At 72.2% G+C, this 26833-nt stretch carries 29 protein-coding genes; 17 read left to right on the forward strand and 12 right to left on the reverse strand.

What is annotated here, in order from left to right; genetic code table 11:
- Positions 1-65: 65 nt before the first annotated feature.
- The gene (locus tag EJF31_RS17055; RefSeq protein ID WP_125038321.1) at positions 66-1589 is read right to left on the reverse strand and encodes a glycoside hydrolase family 30 beta sandwich domain-containing protein; all 1524 of its coding nucleotides are present in this window, start codon (positions 1587-1589) and stop codon (positions 66-68) included.
- Between the two features lie 193 nt (positions 1590-1782).
- On the opposite strand from EJF31_RS17055, the gene EJF31_RS17060 reads away from it, so the two are divergent.
- Together EJF31_RS17060 and EJF31_RS17065 are read left to right on the forward strand one after the other, a co-directional pair.
- The gene (locus EJF31_RS17060; protein WP_125038322.1) at positions 1783-2109 is read left to right on the forward strand and encodes a hypothetical protein; all 327 of its coding nucleotides are present in this window, start codon (positions 1783-1785) and stop codon (positions 2107-2109) included.
- 62 nt (positions 2110-2171) lie between these two features.
- Positions 2172-3416 carry a serine/threonine-protein kinase gene (locus EJF31_RS17065; RefSeq protein ID WP_125038323.1) on the forward strand — a complete coding sequence of 415 codons (1245 nt, stop codon included), beginning with the start codon at positions 2172-2174 and terminating at the stop codon, positions 3414-3416.
- Between the two features lie 24 nt (positions 3417-3440).
- Here the strand turns inward: EJF31_RS17065 and EJF31_RS17070 are convergent, their stop codons facing one another.
- From EJF31_RS17070 to EJF31_RS17080, 3 genes are read right to left on the reverse strand one after another with little or no spacing between them, the layout of a single operon-like run.
- Entirely contained in the window at positions 3441-4043 is a 603-nt protein-coding gene (locus EJF31_RS17070) for a hypothetical protein (protein WP_125038324.1), read from the reverse strand.
- 53 nt (positions 4044-4096) lie between these two features.
- Positions 4097-4765 (reverse strand): SprT-like domain-containing protein, encoded by a 669-nt coding sequence (locus EJF31_RS17075; RefSeq protein ID WP_125038325.1) that lies wholly within the window; start codon positions 4763-4765, stop codon positions 4097-4099.
- Positions 4766-4822: 57 nt separating this feature from the next.
- On the reverse strand, positions 4823-4987 hold the full coding sequence (locus EJF31_RS17080; RefSeq protein WP_221767623.1) for a hypothetical protein: 165 nt from the start codon (positions 4985-4987) through the stop codon (positions 4823-4825).
- 16 nt (positions 4988-5003) lie between these two features.
- Between EJF31_RS17080 and EJF31_RS17085 the strand changes: the two genes are divergently transcribed.
- Positions 5004-5609: a hypothetical protein gene (locus EJF31_RS17085; RefSeq protein ID WP_125038327.1), complete on the forward strand. Its 606-nt coding sequence runs from the start codon at positions 5004-5006 to the stop codon at positions 5607-5609.
- Positions 5610-5838: 229 nt separating this feature from the next.
- On the opposite strand, the gene rlmC is transcribed toward EJF31_RS17085, so the two are convergent.
- Positions 5839-6963 carry a 23S rRNA (uracil(747)-C(5))-methyltransferase RlmC gene (gene rlmC / locus EJF31_RS17090; protein ID WP_125038328.1) on the reverse strand — a complete coding sequence of 375 codons (1125 nt, stop codon included), beginning with the start codon at positions 6961-6963 and terminating at the stop codon, positions 5839-5841.
- 104 nt (positions 6964-7067) lie between these two features.
- On the opposite strand from rlmC, the gene EJF31_RS17095 reads away from it, so the two are divergent.
- Both EJF31_RS17095 and EJF31_RS17100 read left to right on the forward strand, forming a co-directional pair.
- Entirely contained in the window at positions 7068-8222 is a 1155-nt protein-coding gene (locus EJF31_RS17095; RefSeq protein WP_125038329.1) for an acyl-CoA dehydrogenase family protein, read from the forward strand.
- 26 nt (positions 8223-8248) lie between these two features.
- Positions 8249-9394: an acyl-CoA dehydrogenase family protein gene (locus tag EJF31_RS17100; RefSeq protein ID WP_125038330.1), complete on the forward strand. Its 1146-nt coding sequence runs from the start codon at positions 8249-8251 to the stop codon at positions 9392-9394.
- Positions 9395-9398: 4 nt separating this feature from the next.
- On the opposite strand, the gene EJF31_RS17105 is transcribed toward EJF31_RS17100, so the two are convergent.
- The 3 genes from EJF31_RS17105 to EJF31_RS17115 form a co-directional block, all read right to left on the reverse strand.
- On the reverse strand, positions 9399-11342 hold the full coding sequence (locus EJF31_RS17105; protein ID WP_260430923.1) for an amino acid transporter: 1944 nt from the start codon (positions 11340-11342) through the stop codon (positions 9399-9401).
- A 35-nt stretch (positions 11343-11377) separates the two neighbouring features.
- Positions 11378-11587, reverse strand: coding sequence for a DUF1918 domain-containing protein (locus EJF31_RS17110; protein ID WP_125038331.1), 210 nt, complete (start codon positions 11585-11587; stop codon positions 11378-11380).
- Between the two features lie 113 nt (positions 11588-11700).
- A complete protein-coding gene (locus EJF31_RS17115) occupies positions 11701-12735 on the reverse strand; it encodes a ScyD/ScyE family protein (RefSeq protein ID WP_125038332.1) in 1035 nt (344 codons plus the stop codon).
- 307 nt (positions 12736-13042) lie between these two features.
- Here EJF31_RS17115 and EJF31_RS17120 point away from each other — a divergent pair, with 307 nt between their 5' ends.
- The 9 genes from EJF31_RS17120 (at position 13043) to EJF31_RS17160 (ending at position 20205) form a co-directional block, all read left to right on the forward strand.
- Entirely contained in the window at positions 13043-14467 is a 1425-nt protein-coding gene (locus EJF31_RS17120; protein WP_125038333.1) for an RNase A-like domain-containing protein, read from the forward strand.
- On the forward strand, positions 14464-14757 hold the full coding sequence (locus tag EJF31_RS17125; protein WP_125038334.1) for a contact-dependent growth inhibition system immunity protein: 294 nt from the start codon (positions 14464-14466) through the stop codon (positions 14755-14757). Before EJF31_RS17120 ends, EJF31_RS17125 begins: the two co-directional genes overlap by 4 nt.
- A 347-nt stretch (positions 14758-15104) precedes the next feature.
- Positions 15105-15521 carry a DUF6318 family protein gene (locus EJF31_RS17130; RefSeq protein ID WP_221767624.1) on the forward strand — a complete coding sequence of 139 codons (417 nt, stop codon included), beginning with the start codon at positions 15105-15107 and terminating at the stop codon, positions 15519-15521.
- A gap of 305 nt (positions 15522-15826) precedes the next feature.
- Positions 15827-16324 carry a hypothetical protein gene (locus tag EJF31_RS17135; RefSeq protein WP_125038336.1) on the forward strand — a complete coding sequence of 166 codons (498 nt, stop codon included), beginning with the start codon at positions 15827-15829 and terminating at the stop codon, positions 16322-16324.
- A 68-nt stretch (positions 16325-16392) separates the two neighbouring features.
- A complete protein-coding gene (locus EJF31_RS17140) occupies positions 16393-16962 on the forward strand; it encodes an RNA polymerase sigma factor (RefSeq protein WP_125038337.1) in 570 nt (189 codons plus the stop codon).
- Positions 16959-17792, forward strand: coding sequence for a zf-HC2 domain-containing protein (locus EJF31_RS17145; protein ID WP_125038338.1), 834 nt, complete (start codon positions 16959-16961; stop codon positions 17790-17792). The genes EJF31_RS17140 and EJF31_RS17145 overlap by 4 nt, the downstream gene beginning before the upstream one ends.
- A complete protein-coding gene (locus EJF31_RS17150) occupies positions 17789-18658 on the forward strand; it encodes an ATP-binding cassette domain-containing protein (protein WP_125038339.1) in 870 nt (289 codons plus the stop codon). Before EJF31_RS17145 ends, EJF31_RS17150 begins: the two co-directional genes overlap by 4 nt.
- 45 nt (positions 18659-18703) lie before the next feature.
- Positions 18704-19618: a hypothetical protein gene (locus EJF31_RS17155; RefSeq protein WP_125038340.1), complete on the forward strand. Its 915-nt coding sequence runs from the start codon at positions 18704-18706 to the stop codon at positions 19616-19618.
- The gene (locus EJF31_RS17160) at positions 19615-20205 is read left to right on the forward strand and encodes a hypothetical protein (protein ID WP_125038341.1); all 591 of its coding nucleotides are present in this window, start codon (positions 19615-19617) and stop codon (positions 20203-20205) included. The genes EJF31_RS17155 and EJF31_RS17160 overlap by 4 nt, the downstream gene beginning before the upstream one ends.
- Here the strand turns inward: EJF31_RS17160 and EJF31_RS17165 are convergent.
- Positions 20097-20645, reverse strand: a complete 549-nt coding sequence (locus EJF31_RS17165; protein WP_185736327.1) for a MerR family transcriptional regulator — start codon at positions 20643-20645, stop codon at positions 20097-20099. The genes EJF31_RS17160 and EJF31_RS17165 overlap by 109 nt on opposite strands.
- Before the next feature lie 123 nt (positions 20646-20768).
- On the opposite strand from EJF31_RS17165, the gene EJF31_RS17170 reads away from it, so the two are divergent.
- On the forward strand, positions 20769-21143 hold the full coding sequence (locus tag EJF31_RS17170; RefSeq protein WP_125038343.1) for a hypothetical protein: 375 nt from the start codon (positions 20769-20771) through the stop codon (positions 21141-21143).
- A 119-nt stretch (positions 21144-21262) separates the two neighbouring features.
- Positions 21263-22420 (forward strand): hypothetical protein, encoded by a 1158-nt coding sequence (locus EJF31_RS17175; protein ID WP_125038344.1) that lies wholly within the window; start codon positions 21263-21265, stop codon positions 22418-22420.
- Positions 22421-22430: 10 nt separating this feature from the next.
- Here EJF31_RS17175 and EJF31_RS17180 read toward each other — a convergent pair whose 3' ends face one another.
- The gene (locus tag EJF31_RS17180) at positions 22431-23693 is read right to left on the reverse strand and encodes an HNH endonuclease signature motif containing protein (protein WP_125038345.1); all 1263 of its coding nucleotides are present in this window, start codon (positions 23691-23693) and stop codon (positions 22431-22433) included.
- Between the two features lie 98 nt (positions 23694-23791).
- Here EJF31_RS17180 and EJF31_RS17185 point away from each other — a divergent pair, with 98 nt between their 5' ends.
- The gene (locus EJF31_RS17185; protein ID WP_125038346.1) at positions 23792-24349 is read left to right on the forward strand and encodes a hypothetical protein; all 558 of its coding nucleotides are present in this window, start codon (positions 23792-23794) and stop codon (positions 24347-24349) included.
- A 3-nt stretch (positions 24350-24352) separates the two neighbouring features.
- Here EJF31_RS17185 and EJF31_RS17190 read toward each other — a convergent pair whose 3' ends face one another.
- Together EJF31_RS17190 and EJF31_RS17195 are read right to left on the reverse strand one after the other, a co-directional pair.
- A complete protein-coding gene (locus EJF31_RS17190) occupies positions 24353-25531 on the reverse strand; it encodes a lipase family protein (protein ID WP_125038347.1) in 1179 nt (392 codons plus the stop codon).
- A gap of 51 nt (positions 25532-25582) precedes the next feature.
- Positions 25583-26767, reverse strand: a complete 1185-nt coding sequence (locus EJF31_RS17195) for a hypothetical protein (RefSeq protein WP_125038348.1) — start codon at positions 26765-26767, stop codon at positions 25583-25585.
- Between the last annotated feature and the right edge of the window lie 66 nt (positions 26768-26833).

Raw genomic sequence — 26833 nt, forward strand, 5'->3', positions numbered from 1 at the left:
AAATCCTCATCCCTTTCCGGCGCCAGTCCGACGCCGACTCTCGAGCCTACGAGATGGACCGCCGATCAGCGCGATCGGTAGGTGAACAGCTCCCCGGCGCGGACCTGGTAGGAGACCGTCGCGCCGCCCTGCACCTCGATGCGCACGACCTGCTCGGTCCCGGTCGCGTTCTGGCCGAACACGCCGATCGACCCATCGTCGTTCCTGAAGGCCGCCACGGCCAGCCCCGGCGTCGACGTCGAGGAGACGACCCGTGCCCCCGGCGTCGCGGCCCGGGACAGGTGCGCCAGGGTGTAGAACTCCGGCTCGCGCGTGACCCCCTCCGGGGTCACGGTCAGGAGGCCCCGACAGTTCTTGCAGCCGTACGACGATCCCGTGTCGACCGGCCCGTGCGCGGCGTCGAGCGCGAGGTTCCACATCATCAGCCCTGACGAGCCCGCCGTGACCGCGTCGGCTACCAGGTTGCGGGCGTCCCAGGCGAACGTGCCGGCCCAGCCGTCGGTCGTGCCGGTGCACTCGGTCACCATCCGCGGCACCTGGTCGGCGGCCATCGCGTCCGGCCGGCCGCCGTAGCAGTGGTAGGCCACGCCGTCGTAGGCCGCGGGTGCCCCCTGCAGCGAGGCCGCGGCGTGCGCCTGGTCGGACCAGTTGTGGTCCAGCGCCCACAGCCGCACGCCGAGCGTGTGCAGCCGCGGCCCCGCGGCGCGACTGACCTGCACGAGCTGGTCGTCGCTCATCCGCATCGAGGGGTAGTCACTGCTCCACTCGGGCTCGTTGCCCACGGTGGTGGCGAACACGGGCACGCCCTGGCTCTTGAGCCAGGTGTTCTGGGCGGCCAGCAGGTCGGCGTACGCCGTCTCGGCGCCGGCCGCGAGGCTGCCGCCGCGCAGGGAGTGGTTGGACTTCATCGTGGCCGGCGCCGTCCACGGCGCGGTGACCACCTTGAGCCCGGGCCGGAGCCCCAGGATCTGGCCGCGGAGCAGGTCGACGGCTGCGGTCTCCTGGCTGGGTGGCGAGGGGCGGGTGCCGTCCCAGGCCCACGCCCACGGCTCCGGGGAGAAGTCGGTCGCCGAGAGCGGCAGGCGGAGCATGCTGAGGCGGGCGCCGTCGGAGGCGTAGGCGCCGTAGAGCGCGCGGAGCGCGTCGGGGTGGTCACGCAGCAGGCCGACCGAGGCGTCGGTCAGCGCGGCGCCCGTGCCCCACCAGACCTGCCGGGGGTCGCCCGGGTCGACCGAGACGGTGGCCGTCGCTGGGCCGGCCGCGCCCGGCTCGACGAGCAGCCGCCGCGAGGCGTCCGTGGGCGAGGACACCCAGAAGGTGCCGGTGTTGACGGGGTAGTGCGGGGACCGGACGTCGCCGCCCTGCCGTCCCGAGCGGTGACCGTGCTCACGGCCGTGGGCGTGCTGCTGGGTGTGGTGCTGGGCGTGGTTCTGGGCGTGCTGGCTGAGAGGGTGGTCGTGGAAGGTCGGCGCCGAGTCGGGGTCGGTGGCGGCACAGCCGCCGGAGAGCGTGGCGAGGGCCACCGTCGCGGTGAGCCCGAGGGAGAACGCCGTACGCCGACGCGACCGAGGCCGGTGGGTCACAGGCATGTCGATTCCCGTCCGAGTGGGGAGGTTCCTCATCCACTCTGACGGACCACGGCCCAGAGTCAAACCGGGCAGGGTGAGGAGAAACCTCCAGATTCCCTCAAGACGCGTGTGTTGGCGGTGTGGCGGCTCTCCGGTGGCTTTACCTTTCGAGGACCGGGTCACACGACCGCAACCGTCTCTGGGGGGAGCACACATGATGGTCGACGAGCGCACACCGACGTCCTCAGGCTGCGGTTCCTACGACCCCGGCCACCTGCTGCACTGGGCGCACTGGAAGCAGGCCTCCGCCGCCGAGTGCCTCGCCGTGCTGGACGTCATCCAGACGGGCTCCTCGCTCGAGATCGTCCTCGCCGGCGAGCCGCCGCTGCGGTGGTACCACCACGACCCGGTCGCCCTCGCGACCGCGCTGGCGGGCACCCGCGGCCCCATCGTCGTCTCGCGCCGCCACCAGGCGCTGCGCGTGGACGGCTACTGGTTCAACTGCGCCACCGACGTCAGGGCCCTTGCCGCCTGCGGCTGACCGGCGATCCTCTGGGAGGATGGGCGCGCACCGCCGCCCCTCGGACTGGAGTGACCGCCTCGATGGACCCCGTCGTAATCGCTGACCGCTACGCCCTCGAGGACGTCCTCGGGCGCGGCGGCATGGCCGACGTGCACCGTGCGACCGACCGGGTGCTGCACCGTCCCGTCGCCGTCAAGGTGCTGCGCGAGACCGCCACCGACGAGAACGACCGCCTGCGGTTCACCGCCGAGGCGCAGACCCTGGCCCGGCTGTCCCACCCCGGCCTGGTGATGGTCCTCGACGCCGGTACGACGGCCGAGCGGCCCTACCTCGTCATGGAGCTCGTCGAGGGCCGGACCCTCGGCCGGGTGTGCGCGGACGGCCCGCTGTCGCCCGAGCGGACCGCCGCGCTGGGCGCGCAGGTGGCGGCGGCGCTGGCCTACGCCCACGACGAGGGCGTCGTGCACCGCGACATCAAGCCCGGCAACATCATCGTGACCGACACCGACCGCACCAAGATCGCCGACTTCGGCATCGCGCGGCTGATCGGCGACACCGTCCGGCACACCCAGACCGGTCACGCGATCGGCACCGCCGCCTACCTCTCCCCCGAGCAGGTGCGTGGCGAGGACGTCACCACCGCGGTCGACGTCTACTCCCTCGGGCTGGTGCTGCTCGAGGTGCTCACCGGTGAGCGGTCCTTCCCCGGGTCGCCGACCGAGTCGGCGCTGGCGCGGCTGAGCCGGGACCCCGAGGTCCCCGACTGGCTGCCCGAGACGTGGGCCGGCTTGCTCGGCGCGATGACCGCTGCCGACCCCGCTGCCAGGCCCTCCGCGGACGAGGTGGCACGGAGACTCGGCGAGCTCGCGAACCCCTCCGCCACCCGCGTCATGACCGCCCCGGTGCCGGTCGCGGCGCCGGTCTCCGCACCGGCCGCCGCGCCTGCCGCCGCATCTGTCGCGGCGCCCTTCGCCGCACCCGCCGCCTCCGCGGCCGCGCTCGTCGCGTCGGGTCGGGAGCGGCTCGCAGCCGTGCCCGCCCACCAGCGCGGCGTGATCGGAGCCGTCGGCGCGATCCTGGCGCTCGTCGTGGTCGTGGCGATGGCCGCGGGCAGCGGCGGCGACACGGGCACGCCGACGTCGCCGGTGAGCACGCCGTCGTCCTCGCCCGTCAGCAACACCAAGCCGTCGACGCCCGCCACGCCGACGTCCACGACGCCGACCCCGACGTCGACAAAACCGACCCCGACGCCCGCGAGCAAGCCCCCGCCGCCGGCCAAGCCCGAGAAGGAGCACGGGCACGGCAAGCACAAGGGCAAGCACTGACCCTGGCGGGTCCGGACACTCCGCTCAGGAGGCGAAGGGCGAGGCGCGCAACGGCTCGAGGCCGGGCAGCGTGTTGACCTCCGGGAGCGGCTCGAACTCCTCACCGACGCACGGTCGCGACGAGATCCGCAGGTCTGCGAAGACCTGCCAGTCGCCCTCACCGACCCGGCCGGCCAGCTCGAACGACTCCGCGCCCGTCTGACGGGCGCGCAGGGACACCGGCCCCGCGTCGGAGAGGTACGGCGACTCGGTCACCAGGACCACCTCGCGGGCCGCGCGACGCGGGCTCGGCGGGCTCCACGCGGGACGCGCCGGCGCCCGCAGCACGAGGTCGCCGACCGAACCGTCGGCCTGCTCGACCCGCAGGCAGAGTCCGGTGACGGCGATCGACGTACCGGCCAGGGAGAGCGGTGAGACCAGCCGCACCCGGGCGTCGTCCACGCCGCCGTTGTCGAGCCACGGCACGTCGACCGGGGGCGTGAGGCCGTGCCGGAAGATCCGGGCGCGCAGGGTCTCGCCGGGTGGCAGCCAGGGTGCTGCGGGGCGCAGACCCACGGAGCGGGTCATGGTCGAGAGGAGATCGCCGGCGTGGGAGCCGGTCAGCCGGGGGATGGCGAGGAACGACACGTCGTGAGCGTGCCCGATCGCGCCACTTTCAATCCTCCTCCTCCGCGGTCTAGTCAGCGGACGGGCTCGACCCACGCGAACGGCACCCGCAGCAGCATCCGGCCGGCCTTGAGGTGGTAGGTCGTGCGGCCCCGCTTGACCACCCGCCCGACGACGCCGTGGTGCTCCCCCGCGGCGGTGACCCGGGCCCGGCTCCCGACGGCGAGCCAGGCCAGCCGCTCACCCCGGCGCAGTGCCGCCAGCTCGGCCTCGTAGTTGGGGTGCATCGGCGCCGGCCGGCCGTGGTGGGTCCACGCGAAGACCGCCGCCAGGTCGAAGGTGGGGCTGCAGGTCGGGCAGGAGACCACCCGCTCGGGCCGGCGGTGACGCCCGACGGTGTGGCCCTCGGGGCAGGTGCCGAGCCAGGCCGCCTCGACGCGGGGCGAGTCGGCGTCCACGCAGCGCGCACCGGAGGAGCCGATCTCGCGGGCGACCCGCCGCCAGGTCTCGTCGTGGCCGTGGCGCGGGCCCACGAGGGCGTGGGCGATCTCGTGGAGGATCGTGTCCTCGACCTCCGCCAGCGAGTGCAGCCTCGTCAGGGGCGCGCTGAGGCCGATCACCCGGTCGCCGAACCGGCAGATCCCGGCCCGGCGCTTGGCGCTGTCGAACTCCACCGACCACGCCGTCAGCCCGTGCCGCGCGAGCAGGTGCTCGGCGAGGGCGAAGGCGTCGGGAAGCTCCATGGCGAGAACGCTAGGCGAGCCCTCCGACAGTGGTCGTACGGCGGGCCGGTCGGGCCGTCAGTCCTCGCTCGAGCCCGCCAGCCGCTCCTGCAGACGCGCCCGCACCTCGTCGGGCGTCAGCTGCGCGCGACGACGCTGGTCACGCGCGATGATGACCCCGGTGGCCGCGACCCCGGCCACTCCCGCCACCCCGAGCAACCTCCAGAGCTTGCCAGCCTTCATGACAGGGACTCTAGACATGCCCAGCATCGGCCTCGACGAGGCGGTCGACCTGACCCGCACCGGCGACCTGTGGCTCTTCCGCGGCCACTCCGCCGCCGACCACGCGATCCGCGTCGTCACCAACGCGCCGGTCAACCACGTCGGCATGGCGGTGGTGCTCGACGACCTGCCACCGCTGATGTGGCACGCCGAGCTGGGCAAGGGCCTGGAGTGCGTCTGGTCCGGCGCCCACCACCGCGGCGTCCAGCTGCACGACCTGCGGGCGGCCGTGGACCAGTGGTCGGGCCGCTACGAGCAGCAGGCCTGGCTGCGCCAGCTCGACGCGACGATCACGCCGGTCATGGAGGACGCCGTGCTGCGCACCATCGCGCGGCTCGACGGCACCCCCTTCCCCGCGACGGTCGCGCTGGCCGGCCGCTGGGCGCGGGGCCGGCTGCGACGTCCGGCACCCGCCGAGATGACCTACTGCGCCGAGGTGGTGGCCGCGACGTACGCCGCCATGGGGCTGCTCGACGACCGGCTGCCGACCAACTACTTCGACCCGGGCATGTTCTGGTCCGGCGACGACCTGGCGCTCCAACGCGGCGCCCGGCTGGGCGACGAGATCGCCGTCGCCACCTGACGCGCACGCCCTCATGCACTCCCCTCATTGAAACTGGGGATGACGCGCCCGCCGCCGTCCCGTTGGCTGGGGACGGCTCGGTCGGCGGAGCCGCATGCGCTGCGGGTCCGGCTGGGAGAGGTGGGCGTTGCCGGGGGGCGACGCCCGCTTCACCGCCGGCGTCACCCGCGGGTGAGGCCCGAGGGCCCGGGGGCCGCCGCTGCCCCGGGCCCTCGGTTCAGTCCCGGGTTCACCCGCGTGCGAGCAGGACGAGCACCTCGTAGTGCCCGGTGTTGGGGAACATGTCGAGCAGCCGCGCCCGCACCGGCCGCAGCGACGGCATCTCCGCGAGGTCGCGCGCCAGCGTCTGGGCGTTGCAGCTGGAGTAGAGGACGCCGGGCACGCCGGACTCCTCGAGCCACCGGCTCAGGTCGGCGCCGATCCCGCGCCGGGGTGGGTTCACCACGACCAGGTCCGGCGGCGCCTCGCGGGCGGTCGCCCAGGCGATCGCGTCGCCCGCCTCGAACCGGACGCCGGTCAGCCCGAGCTCGTCGCGGCTCTGCTCCGCGCTCGCGATCGCCTCGGCGCTGACCTCGATGCCGACGACCTCGCGACCCGGGGCGGCCACGTGGAGCGCGAAGCCGCCCACGCCGCAGTAGAGGTCCCAGACGGTCTCGGGCGCGCGCTCGCCCACCCACTCCCGGCCGAGGCGGTAGAGCTCGGCGGCCATCGCGGTGTTGGTCTGGAAGAAGCTCTGCGGGCGCAGGTGCAGGTCGATCCCGTTGACCCGCATCCGCAGCGTCGTCGCCTCACTCAGCAGGATCTCCCGCTCGCCCTCGAGGACGGCCTTGTGCTCGGGCTGGAGGTTGGCCGAGACCACCACGACCTGCGGCAGCGCCTCGTGCAGCCAGCCGAGGTGCTTGCGGATCCGGGCCAGCGACTCCTCCGAGCGCAGCACGAACCGCACCATCAGCTCGCCGTCGGGCGACTCCGTGACGAGGAGGTGCTTGAGCTCGCCGCGGCGGGTCGGCACGTCGTACGGCGTGAGCCGCGCGCGGGTCACGAAGTCCGCCAGCACCGGCAGGGCCGCACGCAGGCCGTCGGTGTGCAGCCCGCAGCCGCGCAGGTCCACGCCGAGGCCGTCGCGGTCGAGGATCCCCAGCGTGGGCGCCTCGACCGTCCCGCCGGCGACCATCTTGGCCTTGTTGCGGAAGCGCTCCTGCGGGCTCGCCACCGGCGGCAGCCACGTCAGCCCGCCGAAGCCGGCCAGCAGCTCCTCGCAGGCGGCCTGCTTGTCGGCCAGCTGGCGGGCGTAGGGCTGCTCGATCAGGGAGCAGGACCGGCAGCGGCCGGCGTCGTAGTAGTCGCACTGCATGGGACCGCCAGCCTAGTGGCGGCCCGCCCTGGTTCCCGTCCTTCCTACCGCCGGGTAGGTTCCCCCCAGGACCCGATCCGAGGCCCCGATCGAGGAGTACGCCGATGCAGCTGGAGCTGTCCGCCGAGGACGCCGCGTTCCGCGAGGAGATGCGGACCTTCTTCACCACGAAGGTCCCCCAGGAGATCCGCGACGCCGTCGCCGCGCGCCAGGAGCTGACCAAGGAGCAGATCGTCGAGAGCCAGCGGGTGCTCAACGCCGCCGGCCTCGCCGTTCCCCACTGGCCCGTCGAGTGGGGCGGCCAGGACTGGAGCGAGCTGCGCCGCCACATCTGGCACGACGAGATGCAGCGCGCGTGCGTGCCGCTGCCGCTGGCCTTCAACGCCTCGATGGTCGGCCCGGTGATCGCGCAGTTCGGGTCGCAGGAGATCAAGGAACGCTTCCTGGCCAAGACCGCCAACCTCGACATCTGGTGGTCCCAGGGCTTCTCCGAGCCCGACGCCGGCTCCGACCTCGCCTCGCTGCGGACGACCGCGGTGAAGGACGGCGACGAGTTCGTCGTCAACGGCCAGAAGACGTGGACCACGCTCGGCCAGCACGGCGACTGGATCTTCTGCCTGGTCCGCACCGACCCCGAGGCCAAGAAGCAGCGCGGCATCTCGTTCCTGCTCATCGACATGACCTCCCCCGGCGTCACGGTCCGCCCGATCGAGCTGATCGACGGCGGCCACGAGGTCAACGAGGTGTGGTTCGAGGACGTCCGCGTCCCGGCCGAGAACCTCGTCGGCGAGCTCAACGCCGGCTGGGACTACGCGAAGTTCCTGCTCGGCAACGAGCGCGTCGGCGTGGCCCCCGTCGGCGCCACCAAGCGGGTCCTCGCCCAGGCCAAGGAGTACGCCGGCGACCAGCTCGCCGACCCGCTCACCGCCGCCCGCTTCGCCGAGCTGGAGAACGAGCTGCTCGCCCTCGAGCTCACCGTGCTCCGGGTCGCCGCGCACTCCGCCGACGGCAAGCCGCACCCGGCGTCGTCGGTCCTCAAGCTCAAGGGCACCGAGCTGCAGCAGGCCGTCTCCGAGCTCGTCGTCGACCTCGCTGGGCCGGCCTCGCTGGCCTCCGGGGCCGGGTCCGACAGCTCGGACCTGCCCGCCTGGACGCACCGCGCCACGCCGGCGTACCTCAACCTCCGCAAGGCCTCGATCTACGGCGGGTCCAACGAGATCCAGCGCCAGATCATCGCCAAGACGATCCTCGGACTCTGAGCCGGACTTCTGGGAAAGGCACTTCCATGGACTTCACCTACGACGAGGAGCAGCAGGCGCTCCGCGAGGCCGTCCGCGGCCTGGTCGGCAAGACCTACGCCGACTACGAGAACCGCCGCCGCACGGTGGCCGAGGAGCCGGGCTTCGACGAGAAGCTGTGGGCGCGGCTGGCCGAGATGGGCGTGCTCGGGCTGCCCTTCCACGAGGAGGACGGCGGCTCCGGCGCCGGCCCCGTGGAGGTCGCGATCGTGGCCGAGGAGATCGGCCGCGTGCTCGCGCCCGAGCCCTACCTGACCGCCGTCGTCCTGGCCGGTGGGCTGGTCGCCGCGGCCGGCTCGGCCGAGCAGCGCGCCGAAGTGCTGGGCGCGCTCTCTGCCGGCGAGCGGCTCCTCGCCTTCGCGCACGCCGAGCCGGGCGCGCGCTGGACCTCGTCCGCCACGGCGGTCACGGCCACGGGCGACGGCTCGTCCTGGACCGTCTCCGGCACCAAGGAGCCGGTCCCCCACGGCGCCCGCGCCGACCAGCTCGTCGTGTCGGCTGCACTGCCCGACGGCGGCACCGGCCTGTTCCTCGTCGACCCGTCGGCCGACGGCGTCACCCGCGACGGCTATGCCACCCACGACGGCGGCCGCGCCGCCCGCATCGCCTTCGCCGACGCGCCCGCCACCCCGCTAGGCGAGGCCGGCGCCGACCGCACGCCCACCATCGCCGCGGTGCTCGACATCGCCCGCGTGATGGCCTGCAACGAGGCGATCGGCCTGATGGAGGTGGCCCTGTCGACGACGACGGAGTACCTCCGCAACCGCAAGCAGTTCGGCGTCCCGCTCAACACCTTCCAGGCGCTGAACTTCCGGGCCGCCGACATGTACGTCTCCCTCGAGCTCGCCAAGTCGATGACCGTGTGGGCCACGATGGTGCTGGCCGCGGGCAAGCCCGACCAGATGGCCGAGGCAGCCTCGCGGGCCGCGCTCCAGGTCAGCCGCGCCTCCCGCCACGTCGGGCAGGAGGCCATCCAGCTGCACGGCGGCATCGGCATGACCGCGGAGTACTCCATCGGGAACTACACCAGCCGCCTCACCGCGCTCGACCACCTGCTCGGCGACGGCAACTTCCACCTCACCCAGCTGTCGGCCACCGTGGCCGACCACGAGCAGGTCGACCCGCTGCCGTAGGCAGTCAGCCGCCGACGTGCACGTGCGGCCGGCGGGCGTCGTCGGGCTCGGCGCGCCGGAGGATCTCGCGGGTGAGCGGCGGTACGTCGCCCTCGCCCGCGAACAGGAACCGGAGCGCGTTCTCGCCCGGCCCGTTCTCGCTCCACTCGAGGTAGACGTGCGGGGGCTCGTCGAGCATCTCGCCGAGCGCGAGCAGCACGGCCGCCAGCACGTTGGGGATGCTGGTGCCCCGCGCGCGCAGGACGTGGTGGCCGGCGATCGTCAGGCCCGTGACCGGGACGCTCGAGGCGAAGTCGCTGGCGTCGGTGACCTCCACCTCGAGGAAGAGCGTCGAGTCGTCCTCGGTCAGGTGGTTGTCCTTGCGGACCTCGGCCGCCTTCTCGTCGTACTCCTCCTGGTCGCCCTCGTCGAGCTGGTTGGCGATGAAGCGCAACGGCTGCGGTCCGCGGGCCGCGTGGTCGATCAGCTCGCGGGCGGCCTTGTCGAAGTCGACGTGCGCGACGCGCAGCTCGGTGCTGCGGGTGATCCGGGAGACGAGCGAGATCACCAGGATCATCAGCACGAACACCAGGGCGATCATCAGGCCCTCGGGGCGGTCCAGGATCGTCACGGAGATCGTGTAGACGAAGACCGCCGAGACCAGGCCGAAGAAGGCCGCGACCGGGCGGTGGCCGCGGCGCCACTCCGTCAGCGTCACCGCGACGGCCGCCGAGGTCATCAGGGCCAGCACGCCGGTGGCGTAGGCGCCGGCCTGCTTGTCGACGGAGGCGTGGAAGAGGATCGTGACGACGGCCGCGATGGCGGAGAACACGAGCACCAGCGGCCGGGTCGAGCGAGCCCACTCCGGCGCCATGCCGTAGCGGGGCAGGTAGCGCGGCACGATGTTGAGCAGCCCCGCCATCGCCGAGGCGCCGGCGAACCACAGGATGCCGATGGTGGCGGCGTCGTACGCCGTGCCGAAGCCCTCGCCGAGCGAGCCGTGCGCGAGGTAGGCCAGGGCCCGGCCGTTGGCCTCGCCGCCGGGCTCGAAGGCGGCCGCGGGGATGAGCAGCGTGGTCACCAGCGAGGAGCCCATCAGCATCACGCTCATGATCAGCGCGGCCGTCGTGAGCAGCCGCCGGGCGTTGCGGATCCGGCCCTTCGGCTCGGCGTGGGTGTCGGACTCGTCGCCCTCGACCAGGGGCATCACGACGACGCCGGTCTCGAACCCGGACAGGCCGAGCGCCAGCGCCGGGAAGACCAGCAGCGAGGCGCCGATGATGCCGAGCGGTGAGGAGTGGGCGTGAGTCATCGCCGAGGTCCAGTCGCTGAACGTCGTGGTGTCGGCGAAGACCTGCGAGAAGCCGTCGACCACGACGACCAGGCTGAGCCCGAGGTAGATCGTGACCAGCACGACCGCGATGCCGATGGCCTCGCTGAAGCCCTTGAGGAAGACCGCCGCGAGCAGCGCGAGCAGGCCCAGGGTCACCAGCACCCGGTGCCCGGAGAGGGTGTCGTGCAGGTAGGGGTTCTCCGCCAGGTGGGCGGTCGCGTCCGCCGCGGAGAGGGTGATCGTGATGATGAACCCCGTGGCCACGAAGCCGATGAGCGCCAGCACCAGGAGCTTGCTCGGCCAGTAGGACAGCAGCTTCTCCAGCATCGAGAGGCTGCCGTCGCCGTGGGGGCTCTCCTGCGCGACGCGTCGGTACATCGGCAGCGCCCCGAACAGCGTCACCAGCACGAGCACGAGGGTCGCCACCGGGGCGAGCGCTCCCGCGGCCAGGGCCGCGATCCCGGGCTGGTAGCCGAGCGTGGAGAAGTAGTCCACGCCGGTCAGGCACATCACCTGCCACCAGGGCTTGACCTTGTGCTGGGACGCCTCGCGCTCCCGGTCGCTCTGGCCGCTGGGGTCGGGATGCTCGGTCTGGAAGAACCAGCGCCTCACAGCGGTCGCCTGCGTCGTACTCATCACAGGCGGAACTGTAGGTGCCGCCTCCCGAAGCCTCAGCCGGCCCCGACCACGTGCGCGTCCGGCCCGGGGTAGACCAGCCCCTCGTGGCCGTCCAGCCACTTCACGACGTACGGCGGTGCGCCGTCCTCGCCGTGCACCTCGATGATCTCGCCCTCGCGCCGGTGGGCCTCCGCGGCCCGGCTCTCGACGACCAGACGGTCTCCGACCTTTGCCTGCACCCTGACCACCTCCTGCTCTCCCATGATGCTCCGCTTCGAGGGGCCCGCAAGCCCCAGAAGACCCCTCCCCACGGGAAGGACGGCCCACCACCCCCGAAGCAGCGGGCCGTCCGGTCCGGGACCCGGTTGTTCGCCGGTCAGTCGTCGTGTCCGCTCCCGCCGAGGTCGGCGGTCCAGATCTCGCCGTCCAGCGTCACGACGTACGCGCGATGCCCCACGATCTCCAGCGACGTCGGCCGGTCGAGTGCTGTCGTCACGGTCGTCATCGTGCCGTCGGCGTTGACCCGCAGGATCGACCCGGTGTCGGGCATCGCCGGCGAGCCCGGCTGGTCGCCGGCGTGGAAGGTGCCCTGGGACAGGGCGTAGAGGGTCCGGCCGTGGTGGCCGGGACCGAACTCGACGTCGACGTTCAGCGGCGCCCCCGACGCCACGTCGGTCGCGGTGGCGTCACCCGGCTCGAACCGCACCACCTTGCCGGTCGTCGCGAGGTGCGGCACCGGTCCGGCCTCGGCGAGGTAGAGCGTGTGTCCCTGGCGCGCCATGCCGGTCGGCACGATGTCACCGAAGGCGATCACCTGCGACACGTTCGACCCGAGCTTGCCGTCGAGGTCGACGAGCAGGACCCGGTTGTGGTGCCCGTCGGTGACGAGCAGGTCGCCGCGCCAGGGCTGGAGCGCGTACTGCACGCCGCTCGGCACCTCGAAGGCCGTCGCCGGCGGGTGCGTGGTCGCCCAGGTGCCGATGTCGGCGACGACCGTGTGGGTCGTGGTGCTGTCGATCCGGTAGATCCCGACGGTGTTGGTGCCGCCGACGTCCGCGCCGACCAGGGTGACCAGGACGTACGCCGTACCGTCCACGAACGCCACGTCCATCGTGCCGCCGAGCGGGATCACGCGGGTGGGGAGGCCGCTGGCGTACGTCGTCTTCGCGCCGGTGGCCGGATCGACCCTGGTGATCCGGCCGGCCAGCGCCTCGGTCACGTAGAGGGCGCCGTCGGGGCCGATCGTGCTGCCGCCGCCACCGGCGAGGCCCGAGGTGAGCAGGGTGGCGGCGCTGCTGTGGTTGGCGTGGTGGTGCGCGGGCTGGGCCGCGGTGGCGGTCTGGGGTGCGGTGAAGGCGATCAAGCCGGCCACGGCGGTGGCGGCGATCAGGAGTGCGCGCTGGGGACGCATGGTTGCTCCGTCGGCAGGTAGGGCTGAGGTCGTATCGACTGGTGCCACCAGCGACCCGAGAGGGGACGCGCGACAGAGGTGGTAGTGGTTCGGCTACGTCGACTCCGACTCTTCCGCCGGCCCGGGCACCTGTCACCCCCGATCTGGGTGATGAGGCCGCACGACGGGCGCTGTCAGCCTGTGGTCCTCGGCCCGCCTCTCCATCCCGGTCCCGGTCGGGAGCGACACTTGCCGGGGCCGGGATGGTTTTCCACAGATCCGATTTCGCCGGTGTGCCGACCCTCCCGACTCGGGAAGGGTCTCCGGCATGAAGCTCGAGATCGACGGCGGCGGCTACGAGTCCGCCCGCACCGCGTTCGGCGAGGGCAACCAGCTCGGCGCACTCGCGCACCAGCGACTCGTCGCCGGCCTCACCTCCACCGGCGGGATGGCGGGCGACGACAGCACCTCGCAGGAGTTCTCCGCGGCGTACGACGACAGCGCCCGCGAGGCCGTCACCGCCCTCGCCGACCTGGTCGACTCGTTCGCCGGCCTCGGCGCCCTCACCCACGCCACTCTTCTCAACCACGCCCGCGCCGAGGCACGCTCGGTCGTCGGCGGCACGCCCGTCTACGACGGCGGCGTGTTGCCCGATGTTGGTCCGGGCACCGGGTACGTCGCCGTCCTCCCCTCCACCCCGCCCACCTGCCTCGGCGCCACCACCTCAGCCCCCTACGGCCACCTGGTCGGCTGGATCCTCGACCACATCCAGGGCTTCGTCTGGCCCAACGCCGACACCGACCGGCTCCGCGAGGCCGGCGCGACGTGGCGCGCCGCCGCCGACGGTCTCATCGACCTCGAGACCGCCTGCGACCAGGCGGTCCGCGGCTTCTGGGGCGAACGCTCCCCCGAGGTCCCCCTCGCCGTCGACGCCACCCACGAGCTGCGCAGCACCGTCCGCACCATCGCCGACCAGTACGCCGCCCTCGCCGCCGCCTGCGACACCTACGCCGACCAGGTCGACGCCAAGCGCCACGAGGTCATCGACCTCGCCGAGTGGCTCCTCGAGCAGGTCGTCGAGGGCATCGCCATCAGCGCCGCCATCGGCGCCCTCACCGGTGGCGGCGGCGCCATCGCCGGTGGCAGCGCCACCGTCGCCCGCGTCGGCGCGGAGACCCCGCGCTTCCTCGAGATCCTCACTTCCCTGAAGGCGCTGTCGGCCTCGACCGCCGGCACCGTCCGCGCCACCCGCGACGCCCTCCGCTCCACGCGGGGTGTGCTGGTGAAGTTCAAGGAGGCGTCCGTGGCTCGGTCGGTCGCCAAGGGCGAGCGAGGCGAGCTCCGAGTGTTCTGGAAGCGACCGGGTTGGCTGGCCAAGGAAGAGAGCGGCCCGAGCCACACGCTCTCGACGCACGTCGCGCGGTCCCGGGAACAACTGGCCGGTCGATTCTCGGAGAGGAACCCACCACCCTTCGCCTCCACGTTCCCCGACCAGGCTTCGGCTGAACGACTCCTCGCTCACGCCATGGACGACAACACCGCAGGGATCGAGAAATGGCTCTCGACCAACGAGCGAACCCTTGTGCTCCACGGCGTGTGCAAGGATCCGACAGGGGTCTCGATGGACCCCACCGGAGTGATTCACGAGGTTTACGGAGTCAGAGTGGTGCTTCGACGAGACCCGTCGGTACCCGATGGGTACCGCATCCTCACGTCCTTCCCGGAGCCGGTGGCGAGGGGAGCGGGCTCGTGAACACACCCGCGCTGCGGAAGCTCGTCGATGGCTACTTCCACCAGGACTGGTACGCCGTATATGGCGACGAGAGCCTGGTCGTACAGGACTTCGTCGACGGCGAACCTGACCTCGCTCCCCTGCTCGCGGAGGAGATCCGCGAAGTGGTCACCACCTTGACCGGAGACGTCGACATCAGGGACTACCTGCTGGGACTCGGCTCCTGCTACACCGTGGCGCCGGACACGACGTACCGCGAGTGGCTCACTGAGGTCGCCAAGCGGATCGAGGAGTACCTGGCGCACAGCTGAGCCGCCACCGAGTCCGAGGACGTCATACGGAAAGGGCCCTATGGCTCACGGAACGCATGACGTCCTGAGGTCGGCGAAGTCGGTTGTCCACAGATCCAATTCCGGACGTTTCGGCGGCGGCAATGCGTGGGTAACGTCGCAGGTGTCGCCCTCGTTGGGCGGCCGTGGATCTCGGGAAGGATCGGCGCGTGCATCGCTCTCGGATGGCATTCGCTCTCGGCGCCGTTGCGCCGTTGCTCTTCCTCAGCGCCTGCTCGGGCGATCCCGAGCCCAAGGTCGGTCCCTCCCCATCTCCCAATACGTCGACCTCATCGTCACCGTCGCCCTCAGGTCCGGTTGAACCGGTCATGCCGGAAGCCGCCAAGGCCCACACTGCCGCCGGCGCAGAAGCTTTCGTGAAGTTCTACTGGGAGATGGTGAATTACGCCCAGTTCACTGGCGACCTCGACGCGCTGGAGCAACTCGGTGAGGACGGATGCGCAGCATGCAACGGAGGCGTCAAGTTCCTCAGGAACGTGTACGCGAAGGGCGGGACAGTCAAGGGTGGCCGCTCCACTGTTTCAGAACTCCACGCAACGCGGTTGTCAGTCGGGAACCACGACGCGTACGAGGTCACGTTCAAGTTGGCCAATACTCTGCAGGTCATCGACTACGAGGGTGACAAGGATGATCAGAGGTACCCGGCGGCCATCGTGTCGGGACAGTTCGTTGTTGATCCCGCAACCCCCGGGTGGTCCGTCGGATTCTGGACGACCCAGTCATGACGTCGACGAGGGCCACCGCACGGGTATACGCACTCGCGCTTGGCCTGCTTCTTGGGTCTCCCTCACTACCTGCAAGCGCCGGTGACCAAACAAGCACTCAGCCGCAGGGAAACGGCTTCTCTGTCTCCGGAACGTTGAGCTCCTATGTCCATCAGGACACTGGGGCAGAGGCAGTCGACAGCGTTGCTGGTCACTGGAACAGCCAGCCTGCCTGCCAATTTGGCGGTGCGGCTACCTGTCTCGACTACTTGACCTGTCCCGACGGCTCCCCCATGACACATTTCTGGTTCGTTAATCCTGCTGGAGTGACGTTGCAGGAGTACTACTACTGCCCCGACACAGGGATGACACCCCAACCCCAGATCACCAACGCCCTCGTCCTCCGCGCCCTCCGACGCATCGACCTGCCTAAGTCCGAGCTGACCGTCCAACCCGAAAACGGCCGCACGCTCGTCAACTTCGACACGAACTTCTACACCGAGCAGGGCGCCTTCGACCGCACGGTCCGCCTCCTGGGGCAGCGGGTGGACCTGCACATCTGGCCCAGCCAGTACCACTGGGTCTTCGACGACGGCCGGAGCCTCAGCAGCACGAGCCCGGGCGCGCCGTACCCCCACCTCGACATCACCCACCGCTACACCCGCAAGGGCAAGCTGGCGCCGAGCGTCGACACGACGTACGCCGCCCGCTATCGCGTCAACGGCGGACCGTGGCGCGATGTCACCGGCACCGTCACCATCCCGGGCAGCCCCGTCCCGCTCGAGGTGACCACCGCGAGCCCGGTCCTCGTCGGCTACCACTAGCCCACGACCCGAGGACGTCCCCACCAAACCCGGGAACCATTTCCGCCCTCCGGTGCGACAGTGTCAGCATGGGAGCCCTCGCGGCTGACAGCCGGGCACACGCCGACCAGGACGACACGGTCCTCGTCGCCCTGGTGGCCGGCGGCGACGCGGGAGCCCTCGAGGAGCTCTACCGCCGCCACTCGCCGTGGCTCTTCGCCCGGTTGATGCGGCGCTGCAACGACTCCGAGGTCGTCACCGACGTCGTCCAGGACACCTTCGTCACGCTCTGGAAGGACGCCCGCCGCTTCCGGGGCACGGGCGAGGTCGCGGCCTGGCTGTGGGGCATCGCGTTCCGCCGGATGGTCTCGCGGCTCCGCTCCCGCAAGGACGTCCTCCTCCTCCCCGAGTGGGAGGCCGGCCAGACCCCCGCGGCGGAGGACGAGGTCCTCCTCGGCGTCGAGTACGGCGACCTCGCGGGCGCCCTGCGTCGCCTCTCCCCCGAGTTCCGCTCGGTCGTCCAGGCGGTCGTGCTCGACGGCCTGACCACCAAGGAGGCCGGGCGGCTGCTCGGCGTACGCGAGAACACCGTGAAGACCCGTCTCCACCGCGCGAAGGCCCAGCTGCGCGGCTCGCTCGTGGACACCCAGGAGGCATGACGATGACGACCCAGCACTGGCACGCCGACGCCGACCTCCTGAGCGCGTACGTCGCGGGCTCGCTCAACGCGATCAGCGGCGCGTCCGTCGAGCAGCACCTCGTCCGCTGCGCCGAGTGCCGTACGGCGATCGCCGCCCACGTCCCCGCTCCTGCCCTCGACCGCGCCTGGACCCAGATCCGCGACGCCGTGCAGAGCCCGCCGCTCCCGCTCCCGATCCGGATCGCCCGCCGTTGCGGCGTCAGCGAGCCGACCGCGGTCCTCCTCGCCGCGACCGCCTCGCTGCGCACCGCCTGGCTGGTGGGAGCGTTCGTGGCGGTCGGGTTCGCGACGTTCGCGGTGATGGTGGCCGGCCAGGACCACGTCGCCCCCTTCCTGCTGGTCGCGCCGATGGTCCCCGTCATCGGCGTTGCCGCCGCCTACGGCCCCGACCAGGACCCGCTCGAGGCACTCGTCGTCACGGCGCCCTTCGGCCGGACCCGCCTGATCCTCATCCGCACGCTCGCCGTGCTCGTCTCGGTCCTCCCGTTCACCGCCGCGCTCGGTCTGCTCCTCCCCGGCCCGGACTGGCTCGCGGCCGCCTGGCTCGGCCCCGCACTGGCCCTGGTCCCGGTCCTGCTGGCGGTGTCGAGCTTCGTCGGCCCCCGCACCGGCGCGGCCGTGCTGTCGATCGCGTGGAGCGGCGTCGTGCTCCTCTCGGTCCGCCACTTCCCCGCCACCTGGCCCGTCCAGGCCACCCAGCAGCTCGCCTACCTCGCCCTCGCCCTCGCCTCCTGCGCAGTCCTCGCGCTGCAGGCCCGCCGCGACCGGAAGATCGGAGCCCTGCTGTGAACACCGTCGAGCTCCACGGCGTCACCAAGTCCTTCGGCCGCACCCGCGCCCTGACCGACGTCGACCTCACCTTCGACCGCGGCGTGACCGGCCTCCTCGGCCCCAACGGCGCCGGCAAGACCACGCTGCTGCGGATCGTGGCCACCTCGATCGCCGCCGACCAGGGCCGCGTCAGCCTCCTCGGCCGCGACCCGGGCGGCTCCCACGACGACGTGACCGCGATCCGCCGCCAGCTCGGCTACCTCCCCCAGGAGCTCGGCTACCCCGGCGACATGACCGCCTTCGGCTTCGTCGAGTACGTCGCGGTCCTCAAGGAGTGGAACGACCGCGAGCGGCGGCTGGCCGAGGTACGTCGCGTCCTGGCCCTCGTCGATCTCGCCGAGCTCGCGACCAAGCGGGTCACCAAGCTGTCCGGCGGCCAGCGACGTCGCGTCGCGCTTGCCCAGGCGCTGATCGGCGACCCGCGGATCCTGGTCCTGGACGAGCCGACGACCGGTCTCGACCCGAGCCAGCGCGCGGACCTCCGCCGCACCCTCTCCGTGATTGCCGGCGGCTGCGCCGTGCTCCTCTCCACCCACCAGACCGAGGACGTCGCCGCGCTGTGCGAGCGGGTCGTGGTGCTGGCGGGCGGGACGATCCGCTTCGACGGTCCGGTCGCCGACCTGATCGCCACCGCCGAGGGCCTGGTCTGGCTCTCCGACGAACCCGCCCCGGACGCGCTCGCCAGCTGGCGCACCGGCACCGGTCGTCACCACGTCGTGGGCGGGACGCCGCCCCCTGGCTCCGTCGCCACGGAGCCCACCCTCGAGGACGCCTACCTGCTCATGCTCGGCGCCGACGCGCGGAACGTTCGCGCCCCGGCCTGATCTGCCTCTCCCTCGGGCCCTCACACATCCCCACAGGAGCACCCCATGACCAGCATCTCCCTGCCCGCGACCGGCACCGGCGGCGCCGGCGGCCTCGGCGCCATGGCCGGCATCGAGGCCCGCCGCCTCGTCCGGCACCCCGTCTTCCTCATCGGCGTCCTGCTCGCCTTCGGCGTCACCGTGCTGACGTTCGTGACGGCCAGCGAGCCCGCCGACGACCCCACGATCGGCGACCTGCTGTCCTGGCCGGTCATCCCGGCCTTCTTCATCGGCCTGACCAGCCTGGTCGCGATGGCCCGCCTCACCCGGTCCACCGAGGCCGCCGTCGAGGCGGTCGGCACCGCACCGGGCACCGAGGGACGACGTACGGCGGCGCTCGCCCTGGCCTGCCTCCTCCCTTGCGCCGTCGGTGCCGTGTGGACCGCCATGATGCTCGCGATGGTGGCCGCCAAGCCGCCGGCACCGCAGGAGTGGTGGTTCGGCACCATGCCCGACTGGCAGGTGTGGAGCATCCTGGTCGCGCTCGGGCCGGTCGCCTGCCTGGGCGGCGGACTCCTCGGCGTGCTGACCGGTCGCTGGGTGACGTTCCCCGGCGCGGCGGCCGTCGTCGTGGTCGGCCTCGTCGCCCTGGACCTGGTCGGGCAGATCGGCTCGACGGGCGGCGCGTCCGAGCTGCGGCTGTGGGTGCCGTGGGCGATGTTCCACTCGGGCACCAACACCGACGGCACCGCCGACGTCGGTGCCGGCAACCCGCTTTTCTACCTCGGCTACGTCCTGTGCCTGTGCGCCGCTGCCGCGCTCTTCGCGATCTGGCACGACAAGGCCGCCCGCACCCGTCAGCTGCGCACCGCGATCGTGGCCGTCGTGATCGCCGGCCTGGCCTGCCTGACGCTGGCCATGGTCACCGGCCCCGGCGAGGTCCGGCACTCCGACCCGATTCCCTACAAGGTCTCGACGTGACCCTGCGCTGGTGGTACCTCCGCCGCGGCGTCGCCTGGCACCCACTCCTCGGGTGCTGCGCCGCCGCGGCGCTGGTCACCGGGCTGCTCGCCCGCTGGCCGTCGAACGCCCCGGCCTTCCTCCCCGCACTGCTCGCCCTGTGCGCGGCCGGGTCGGCGTTCGCGTACGACGAGGCGGCGCTCCCCGTCGTCGCCGTCACGCCCCGCGGCGCCGCGTGGCGCCGTACGACGCGGCTCGGCCTTGCCGCCGCACCCCTCGGGCTGTGGACCCTCGTCGTCCTCGTCCGCCCGGGCGACCTCCCGCTCCAGCGGTCGGGATGGTGGCTCGCGGGGGCAACCACCATCACGCTGGCCGCCGGCCTCGCGGCCCTCGCCTCACGCCGTGAGGTCGGCGCTCCCGGCTCGATCCTCGCCGCGGTGCTGGCCCTCGCCGTGTTGGGGGCGCTGGTCGTCACGAGCTTCCTGGGCTGGGACTCCGTCTATCCGATCGCCGGCTTCAGCGGTGGGGTGTGGACCTTCTGGCTGACCCTCCTCGCCGGCGGAGCGCTGACGCTGCTCGCCGCGCTGCGGCCGGGGATCGAGGCCTGATTCCGCGGCCGGAGCTCGATCGCGACCGGCACGCCCGCCGACTCGGGCACGCAGCAGGTCAGGTCGGCGCGGCAGGCCGGCGGCGGCGACTCGGCCTCCAGCGCCCGGCGTACCCCCTCCAGCTGGTCGGCGAACTGCTCCAGCTCCGCGATCCGGTCCGCGACCTCCTCCTGCTTCTCCTCGATCAGGTCGACGACGCGCTGGTGGGCGGCCCCGCAGTTGGTGCCGGCCCAGATGGGCAGCAGCGACGTGATCTGCTCGCAGGTCAGCCCCATCCGCCGGGCCCGGGCGATGAACAGCAGGCGCGCGGCCGCGTCCTGGTCGTAGTCGCGGTAGCCGGACGCGGTCCGGACCGGAGGGGGCAGGAGGCCGACCCGTTCGTAGTACCGCACCGTCGTGGCGGGGAGTCCGGCCGATGCGGCGAGCTCGGAGATCCGCACCCGTCCACGGTAGACCTTGCACCCGGGTGCAGGGTCAAGGTCTTGACCTTGCACCCGAGTTCAACTCCTAGGTTCGGCGGCATGGACCGGCACCCGGTCGGTCCCCGACCCAGGAGCACCGCCATGAGCACCTTCACCCGCGACAACACCGAGCTCGCCGTCGACGTCCCCGGCGCCGGCCAGCAGCACCGTGCCGAGGCCGGCGGGATGACCATCGCCCTCGAGCGCTGGAACGCCGGGCTCGACACCGCCGAGTGGTTCGCCGACCTCCCCGGCGGCGCCTGCCAGGAGCCGCACTGGGGCTACTGCCTCAAGGGCCGCGTCACCATGCGGTACGCCGACGGCGGGACCGAGGAGATCACCGCCGGGCAGGCCTACTACATCCGGCCGGGACACAACGCCCACCTCGTGGAGGACACGGAGTTCGTCGAGTTCACGCTCGCCGACCGCACGCCCGGCATCAACACCGTCGAGCTCGAGTCCGCCGGCCAGCGGTAGTGCGTGGCCCGTCCGGGTTGCCCCGTCCGCCTCATTGACCGGTCCATTCCCGGCCCCGACACTGCAGGAGTGGGGCGCCGGTGTCGGCGTGGGACCACCCCCGACGCTGGGCGGTGTCCATGAGGCGATCGACGACAGCCACGGCCGCGGCGTTGGTGCTCGCGGCGAGCCTCGCTGGTTGTGGCGGGAGCTCCCAGGACACCACGTCGCCACCCGCGACGAGCCCGACCTCCGGTTCCGCGACGGCGTCGTCGTCCGCGACACCGTCCGGCTCGGTCGCCGCGCTTCCCCACCCCGGGCTCTTCGTGATCGTGTGCACCGGCGGCACCGCGGGGACGATGCAGCTGCTGGACCTCGACCCCGCCAGCGGTGCCGTGGCCGGTGAGGTCGACCTGACGTCGTACGTCGAGACGGGGCCGTGGACCGACGCCTCCCTCGTGACCGCGTGCGACCCGGCGCGGCCGTCGTGGCGGGCGCGCGAGGCCTTCGACCCGACGTTCGGGCGGATCGCGATCAGTCTGCCGTTCCCGGACGACGGCACCTACCGGGTGGGGTGGTACGACGTGGCCTCCGGCGACGTCACCGACGTGACGGGCGGTGACGTCGACAGCGGATTCTCCGGGGGGACGCTGCGGGACATGGAGCCGGTGTTCGACCCGGTGTCCGGCGACCTGTGGTTCGAGCGCGGCGACAAGACCATCTCAATCGATCCCTCGACGATGGCGGAGACCGACCGCGGACCGTTCACGGTCGCCACCAACACCGACAGCCAGCTCGGCGTCGCGAACGGCCACCTGGTGACGACGTTCGGCTTCGTCCCCGACGCCGAGGGCAAGCGCGCCGCCGGCATCGTCCCCGGCAGCGACGGGGGTGCGGTCCTCCGGGTGCTCGACGCGACCCACGGGGTCATCGACGAGCAGGCGCGCGGCACCGAGATCCCCTACCCCGGCCCCGGCAACGAGTGCGTCGTCGAGACCTGGCTGGATGCCTCCACCGTCATCGTCGGCGGCCCGAACGGCGCCGACTGCCCGTTCACCAAGGTCGACGTGGACGCCGCGAAGCCGACCCCCGAGCCGGTCCTGCCCGCGGTCACCAACGACCGGCTCAACAACGACTTCGTCGCCGCTCCCGACGGCAGCGCGTTCGCGCTGCTCACGACCGCCGCCGACACCGTCACCGTCTACGAGAGCGACGGCTCACCCACCACCGACCCGAAGGAGTTGTGGCAGGCGCCGGCCACCGGCCTCGTCCAGGCCGTGCTGTTGTGCTGGTGCTGAACGCGCCGGCCTATGTCCGCCGGGCGAACCGGACGTCCCCGTTGGGCAGGCGACTGGCGTCGTAGCGGTCGTCGTGGGCCAGATGGTGGTGGTGGCTGCAGAGCAGCACCCCGTCGGCCAGATCGGTCAGCCCGCCCAGGGACCAGGGATGCAGATGATGTGCCTCGCACCAGGCCGCCGGGATCGTGCACCCCTCGGCCCGGCAGTGACCGTCGCGGACGGCCATCGCCTTGCGCTGGGACGCGGAGTAGAGGCGAGCGATCCGCCCCAGGTCGAGCACCTCGGACGGGCCGCCGAGCACGAGGGGCATCAGGTCGGCGTTGCAGGCCAGCCGACGCGCCTCGCCGGCCGTGATCACCTCGCCGGACCCGAGGGTCGCGACCCCCAGGCCGGAGAGCAGGTCGTCCAGCTTGATGGTCACCATGACAGTGGTGGCCGTGCCGCCGTGCTGCGGCAGCACCTTCGAGGGCAGTCGCTCGAGCAGTGCGCAGAACGCCTCACCGAGGCGGCGGCCGTAGGGCAGTCGGGCCACGTCGCCCAGGTCGATGCCGGCACCCTCGGGGTCCCGGTCGTGGCGGCGCGGCGAGGTCATCGACTCGAGATAGACCTTCAGCCGGGCGGCCACCTGTTCGGGGACCCGGATCCTGATGTCGGTCGACCCGTCGCCGCGGACCCGCATGGTGAGCCGAGTGTCCTTCCTGGCGGCCCGCTCCTCGGCCTCGTGACGACGCCGCTCCTCCTCCGTGGCCACGTCGGGCGCGACCACCTCCAGCACCCCACGCCCGAGCACCCGCAGCTCGGAGGGCCCGAAGTGTGCCGCCTCGTCGACGAGGTGCGCCTCGGCCTTGATCCGCACCTCGGGCTCGAGGTCCTCGGGCAGCGCGTCGAGGGCGTTCACGATCACCGCGGCCTGGTAGCGGTTGACCCGCCCCTCGGCCAGCGCATCCCCCACCAGCAGGCAGCGTGATCCCAACGCCTCGGCCAGCCGCTGCGCCGCAGCACCCTGCTCGCGGCCGCATCGCGTCTCGTGCGCGAGCCAGGCCCCCGCCGAGCGGGCACCCGCCTCGAGCGCCACGTCGTCGGCCGCCGCCAGCACGCGCAGGGTCAGCTCGTGGAGCCGCTCCTCGTCCCTGGCCAGCGCCCGCAGAGCCGCCGCCTTGTCGTCGACCGTCATGTAGATCGGCTCCACGCCGGCGACCTCGTCCAGCAGCGCGGCGAGCTGCGCGGCACACCGGTTGACCGGGTGCGTGAGCTCGGGGACGCCTGCTGTCATGCCTCGATTCTACGCCGCGTTACCACGAAGTGAAAATATGTTCGAATACTTGTGGATAACTCTTCGCCCCTCACGTCGGCGCCCCTAGACTCCAGGCCATGCACGACGACGACGTCTACGACCACCTCACCGCCATCGACATGTCGCGCAGCGCCACGAAGGCGGAGGAGTTCGAGGAGCTGGCCGGGTCCATGCCCGTCGGCGAGAACGGTCGGGCGACCTTCCTCCTGGCGGCGGGCCAGCACCGCCAGATGCGCAAGGAGTACGAAGAGGCGCGCCGGCTCTTCGAGCTCGCCCTCGAGGACGGCGGCGACTCGGGCACCGAGCCACTGGCCAACCTGCACAGCCTGGCCCTCGACACCGGCGACGACGCCGCAGCCGAGTCACTGTCGAAGCAGCTCCGCGTGCTCGTCCGAGAGGGGGACCTCGGCGCCGACAGCTGTCACTTCGTCGGCGACACGCTCAGGAGTCACGGTCGTCTCCGGGAGGCGCTGCGCTGGTTCACCATCCCGCTGACGTGGGCCGACGAGGACGACGAGCTCGACGACCTCTGTCTCGTCAGCCGCTACCACGTCCGCCGCGAGCTCGGGATGGCCGAGGACCGCTTCGACCAGATCGCAGCTGCCGAGATCGAGTTCCGCTCGTCGACCGGCTGAACGTCAGCCCGCGAACAGCGCCTTCACGAACGGCACCGAGTCGACCAGCGACGCCTGCATGGTGCCGTTGTGGTCGGTCGGGTAGGTCCGGAACGTCACGTCCGCGCCGTTGGCCGTGATCACCCCGACGTACGCCGCCGTCGTCTCCATCGGCACGTCGGTGTCGACCGCGCCGTTGGCCATGAAGACCGGCTTCTCGAACGACGTCTCCGGCATGCCGAGGTAGTCGCGCGCGGCCTGCACGAAGCCGGGCAGCGAGGCCAGCGGCTTGGTGAAGAAGTCGCCGATCGCCGTGCCCTCGAGGGCCTTCTCGAACTCGTTGGTGCACGCGTGCTCGCCCATGTCGACGAACTTCCTGCCCGTCTCGGTCAACGCACTGTTGATGTGCAGCTCGGGGTGGACGTAGCGCATGCCGGCGAGGATGTAGGCGAGGTACTCCGTCAGCGCCGGGCTCACATCGACCGGCGGCACGCCCGGCCCGGGCAGCGAGACCAGCAGCTCGATGTACGCCGGAGCGCCGGTGCCGACGCCGCCGCGGAAGTCCAGCGCCTTGCCGCCGAACTCCGTCGCGTACGACGATGTCGCGACCGCCCCGCCGCCGCCCTGCGACTGGCCGATGACGACCCACTTGTTGCTGAGCTTCTCGGTCGCCGGCAGGTCCAGGTTGCGCGCCGCCTTCACCATGTCGACGACGTTGTGCGCGGTCGAGCGGTTGTGCAGGTAGGCGTGCATCCCGGGGGTGCCGAGGCCGGCGTAGTCGCTCGCGACGATCGCGTAGCCCTGCTTCATCCAGGTGCCGAGGTAGGCCCAGTCACGCTGCGGCAGCGCCGGCCCGACCCGGCTGGGCGCGCAGGCGTCGCCGATGCCCGACGTGCCGTGCGCCCACGAGATCACCGGCCAGCCGCCCTTCGGCGCCTCACCCTTCGGCAGGAACACCGTGCCCGTGCTCAGCGCCTTGTGCCCGAACGCGTCCGTGGTCACGTAGGTCAGCTTCAGCGCCCGGCTCGTGGTCTTGGGGATCCACAGGTCGCGGTCGAGCGGGCCCGACTCCAGCACCGTGCCGATGCCCGGCAAGTCGTCGCTGCGCTGCGTCGCCGCCACGGTCGCTCCCGCGGGAGCGACGGTGGACGACGCGGTCGTGACGAGGACAGCCAGGGCGAGAAGGGCGGATCGCAGGCGCATGGTCCCCCAACGACCCACCCCCGGGGCTGGTTACCCGGTGTGGGCCACCCCTCAGGCCGCACGGGACTCACTCAGCTCCGCCAGCAGCTCGAGACGACCACGCGCCGGCTCCGGGACGAGGGCCGCCCATCGTTCCCAGGCCGACGCGTGGCGAGGATCGACCAGCTGGCGACGAGCCTCGGCGAAGCCGGCCGGGTTCACCACGGCCGCGGCGACGTACGCCGCCATGTCGTTGTCGCCGAGCGTCCCCTCGGCGGCTCGCCGCAGGATCCGGTACGCCGCGCGGCCGATCTCGTCGCGGCCCGCCGCCAACTGCGCCATCGTGCTGGCGAGCGCCGACGGTGCGGTGAAGCGCTTCACGAGCTCGAGGCTGGGCACGTCGGTGACGAGCTCGCGGTCCTCCCTCAGCAGGATCGACCGGTCCAGCCGGTCGTCACGGAACGCATGGTCGAGGGCAGCCACCCACGCGCCGCGCTCCGTCCCGGCCGCCGTCTCCCGCGCGGTCTCCTCGTCCACGGGCATGGGGCGGGTGTCGAACATCAGCGCTGGCGTCGTACCGCTCGGCACCAGCCGTCCCAGCACGAAGCCACCGGGCTCAATGCCGGAACACCCACCCAGGTCGAGCAGCGTGCGCGTGCACCCCGAGACGAGTTCACGCACGACCAGGCCACCGGGCCCGGACGACTCGAACCGATAGGCACCCATCCGGGCCCGCACCCACTCACGGGCGAGCACGCTCTCCTCGGCGAGCCGGCCGGCCGCCACGGTGTCGAGGTAGGCCTCGAGCCCGCCGAACTCGTAGGTGCACAGCTGGTGGAACGCCCAGTCCTCGCCGGCGACCTGCGCCAGGAACGGCACCGGGTCCTCGCCGTCGACGTACGCCTGGCCCATGCGCTCGGCGTGGAACATTCGCACCGTGTATTCGCCGGCGAAACGATTGACCTCGCCGGCCCGGGTGCCCGTCTCCTCGTAACGCGTGCACTGGTAGGCCGCCCAACGCGCCCACAGCCACGGCGTCATCTCCTCCGCGAGGTCGGCGAGCTGGGCGAGCTGGATGCGATGGGCGCCGCGGACGAACATCGGGACGCCCTGGTGGTACTCCAGGGCGGTCGCCGCGTCGCCCGTGCACTCGGCGGCCCGCGCGCTCTCCGCGAAGGCGAGGTAGTCGCGCGTCATGAGGTCCGCGATCCGGGGGCCGCGGCCGAATCCGAGGGGCTTGCGAGGTGATCTGGACATGCCTCCAGACTTCGCCTCGCGGCGCCCTCCGATCAAGGCACCTGAGGCGATCTGTGGACAACCCGG

The sequence above is a fragment of the Nocardioides sp. LS1 genome (assembly GCF_003865225.1).
GTDB lineage: Bacteria > Actinomycetota > Actinomycetes > Propionibacteriales > Nocardioidaceae > Nocardioides > Nocardioides ginsengisegetis.

Excerpts from the sequence above, each read along its gene's own strand:
- EJF31_RS17055 (WP_125038321.1), bottom strand. The coding sequence starts at position 1,589 with ATGCCTGTGACCCACCGGCCTCGGTCGCGTCGGCGTACGGCGTTCTCC.
- EJF31_RS17060 (WP_125038322.1), top strand. The coding sequence starts at position 1,783 with ATGATGGTCGACGAGCGCACACCGACGTCCTCAGGCTGCGGTTCCTAC.
- EJF31_RS17065 (WP_125038323.1), top strand. The coding sequence starts at position 2,172 with ATGGACCCCGTCGTAATCGCTGACCGCTACGCCCTCGAGGACGTCCTC.
- EJF31_RS17075 (WP_125038325.1), bottom strand. The coding sequence starts at position 4,765 with ATGGAGCTTCCCGACGCCTTCGCCCTCGCCGAGCACCTGCTCGCGCGG.
- EJF31_RS17080 (WP_221767623.1), bottom strand. The coding sequence starts at position 4,987 with ATGAAGGCTGGCAAGCTCTGGAGGTTGCTCGGGGTGGCGGGAGTGGCC.
- EJF31_RS17085 (WP_125038327.1), top strand. The coding sequence starts at position 5,004 with ATGCCCAGCATCGGCCTCGACGAGGCGGTCGACCTGACCCGCACCGGC.
- rlmC (WP_125038328.1), bottom strand. The coding sequence starts at position 6,963 with ATGCAGTGCGACTACTACGACGCCGGCCGCTGCCGGTCCTGCTCCCTG.
- EJF31_RS17095 (WP_125038329.1), top strand. The coding sequence starts at position 7,068 with ATGCAGCTGGAGCTGTCCGCCGAGGACGCCGCGTTCCGCGAGGAGATG.
- EJF31_RS17100 (WP_125038330.1), top strand. The coding sequence starts at position 8,249 with ATGGACTTCACCTACGACGAGGAGCAGCAGGCGCTCCGCGAGGCCGTC.
- EJF31_RS17105 (WP_260430923.1), bottom strand. The coding sequence starts at position 11,342 with ATGAGTACGACGCAGGCGACCGCTGTGAGGCGCTGGTTCTTCCAGACC.
- EJF31_RS17110 (WP_125038331.1), bottom strand. The coding sequence starts at position 11,587 with ATGGGAGAGCAGGAGGTGGTCAGGGTGCAGGCAAAGGTCGGAGACCGT.
- EJF31_RS17115 (WP_125038332.1), bottom strand. The coding sequence starts at position 12,735 with ATGCGTCCCCAGCGCGCACTCCTGATCGCCGCCACCGCCGTGGCCGGC.
- EJF31_RS17120 (WP_125038333.1), top strand. The coding sequence starts at position 13,043 with ATGAAGCTCGAGATCGACGGCGGCGGCTACGAGTCCGCCCGCACCGCG.
- EJF31_RS17130 (WP_221767624.1), top strand. The coding sequence starts at position 15,105 with ATGCCGGAAGCCGCCAAGGCCCACACTGCCGCCGGCGCAGAAGCTTTC.
- EJF31_RS17140 (WP_125038337.1), top strand. The coding sequence starts at position 16,393 with ATGGGAGCCCTCGCGGCTGACAGCCGGGCACACGCCGACCAGGACGAC.
- EJF31_RS17145 (WP_125038338.1), top strand. The coding sequence starts at position 16,959 with ATGACGATGACGACCCAGCACTGGCACGCCGACGCCGACCTCCTGAGC.
- EJF31_RS17155 (WP_125038340.1), top strand. The coding sequence starts at position 18,704 with ATGACCAGCATCTCCCTGCCCGCGACCGGCACCGGCGGCGCCGGCGGC.
- EJF31_RS17170 (WP_125038343.1), top strand. The coding sequence starts at position 20,769 with ATGAGCACCTTCACCCGCGACAACACCGAGCTCGCCGTCGACGTCCCC.
- EJF31_RS17175 (WP_125038344.1), top strand. The coding sequence starts at position 21,263 with ATGAGGCGATCGACGACAGCCACGGCCGCGGCGTTGGTGCTCGCGGCG.
- EJF31_RS17180 (WP_125038345.1), bottom strand. The coding sequence starts at position 23,693 with ATGACAGCAGGCGTCCCCGAGCTCACGCACCCGGTCAACCGGTGTGCC.
- EJF31_RS17185 (WP_125038346.1), top strand. The coding sequence starts at position 23,792 with ATGCACGACGACGACGTCTACGACCACCTCACCGCCATCGACATGTCG.
- EJF31_RS17190 (WP_125038347.1), bottom strand. The coding sequence starts at position 25,531 with ATGCGCCTGCGATCCGCCCTTCTCGCCCTGGCTGTCCTCGTCACGACC.
- EJF31_RS17195 (WP_125038348.1), bottom strand. The coding sequence starts at position 26,767 with ATGTCCAGATCACCTCGCAAGCCCCTCGGATTCGGCCGCGGCCCCCGG.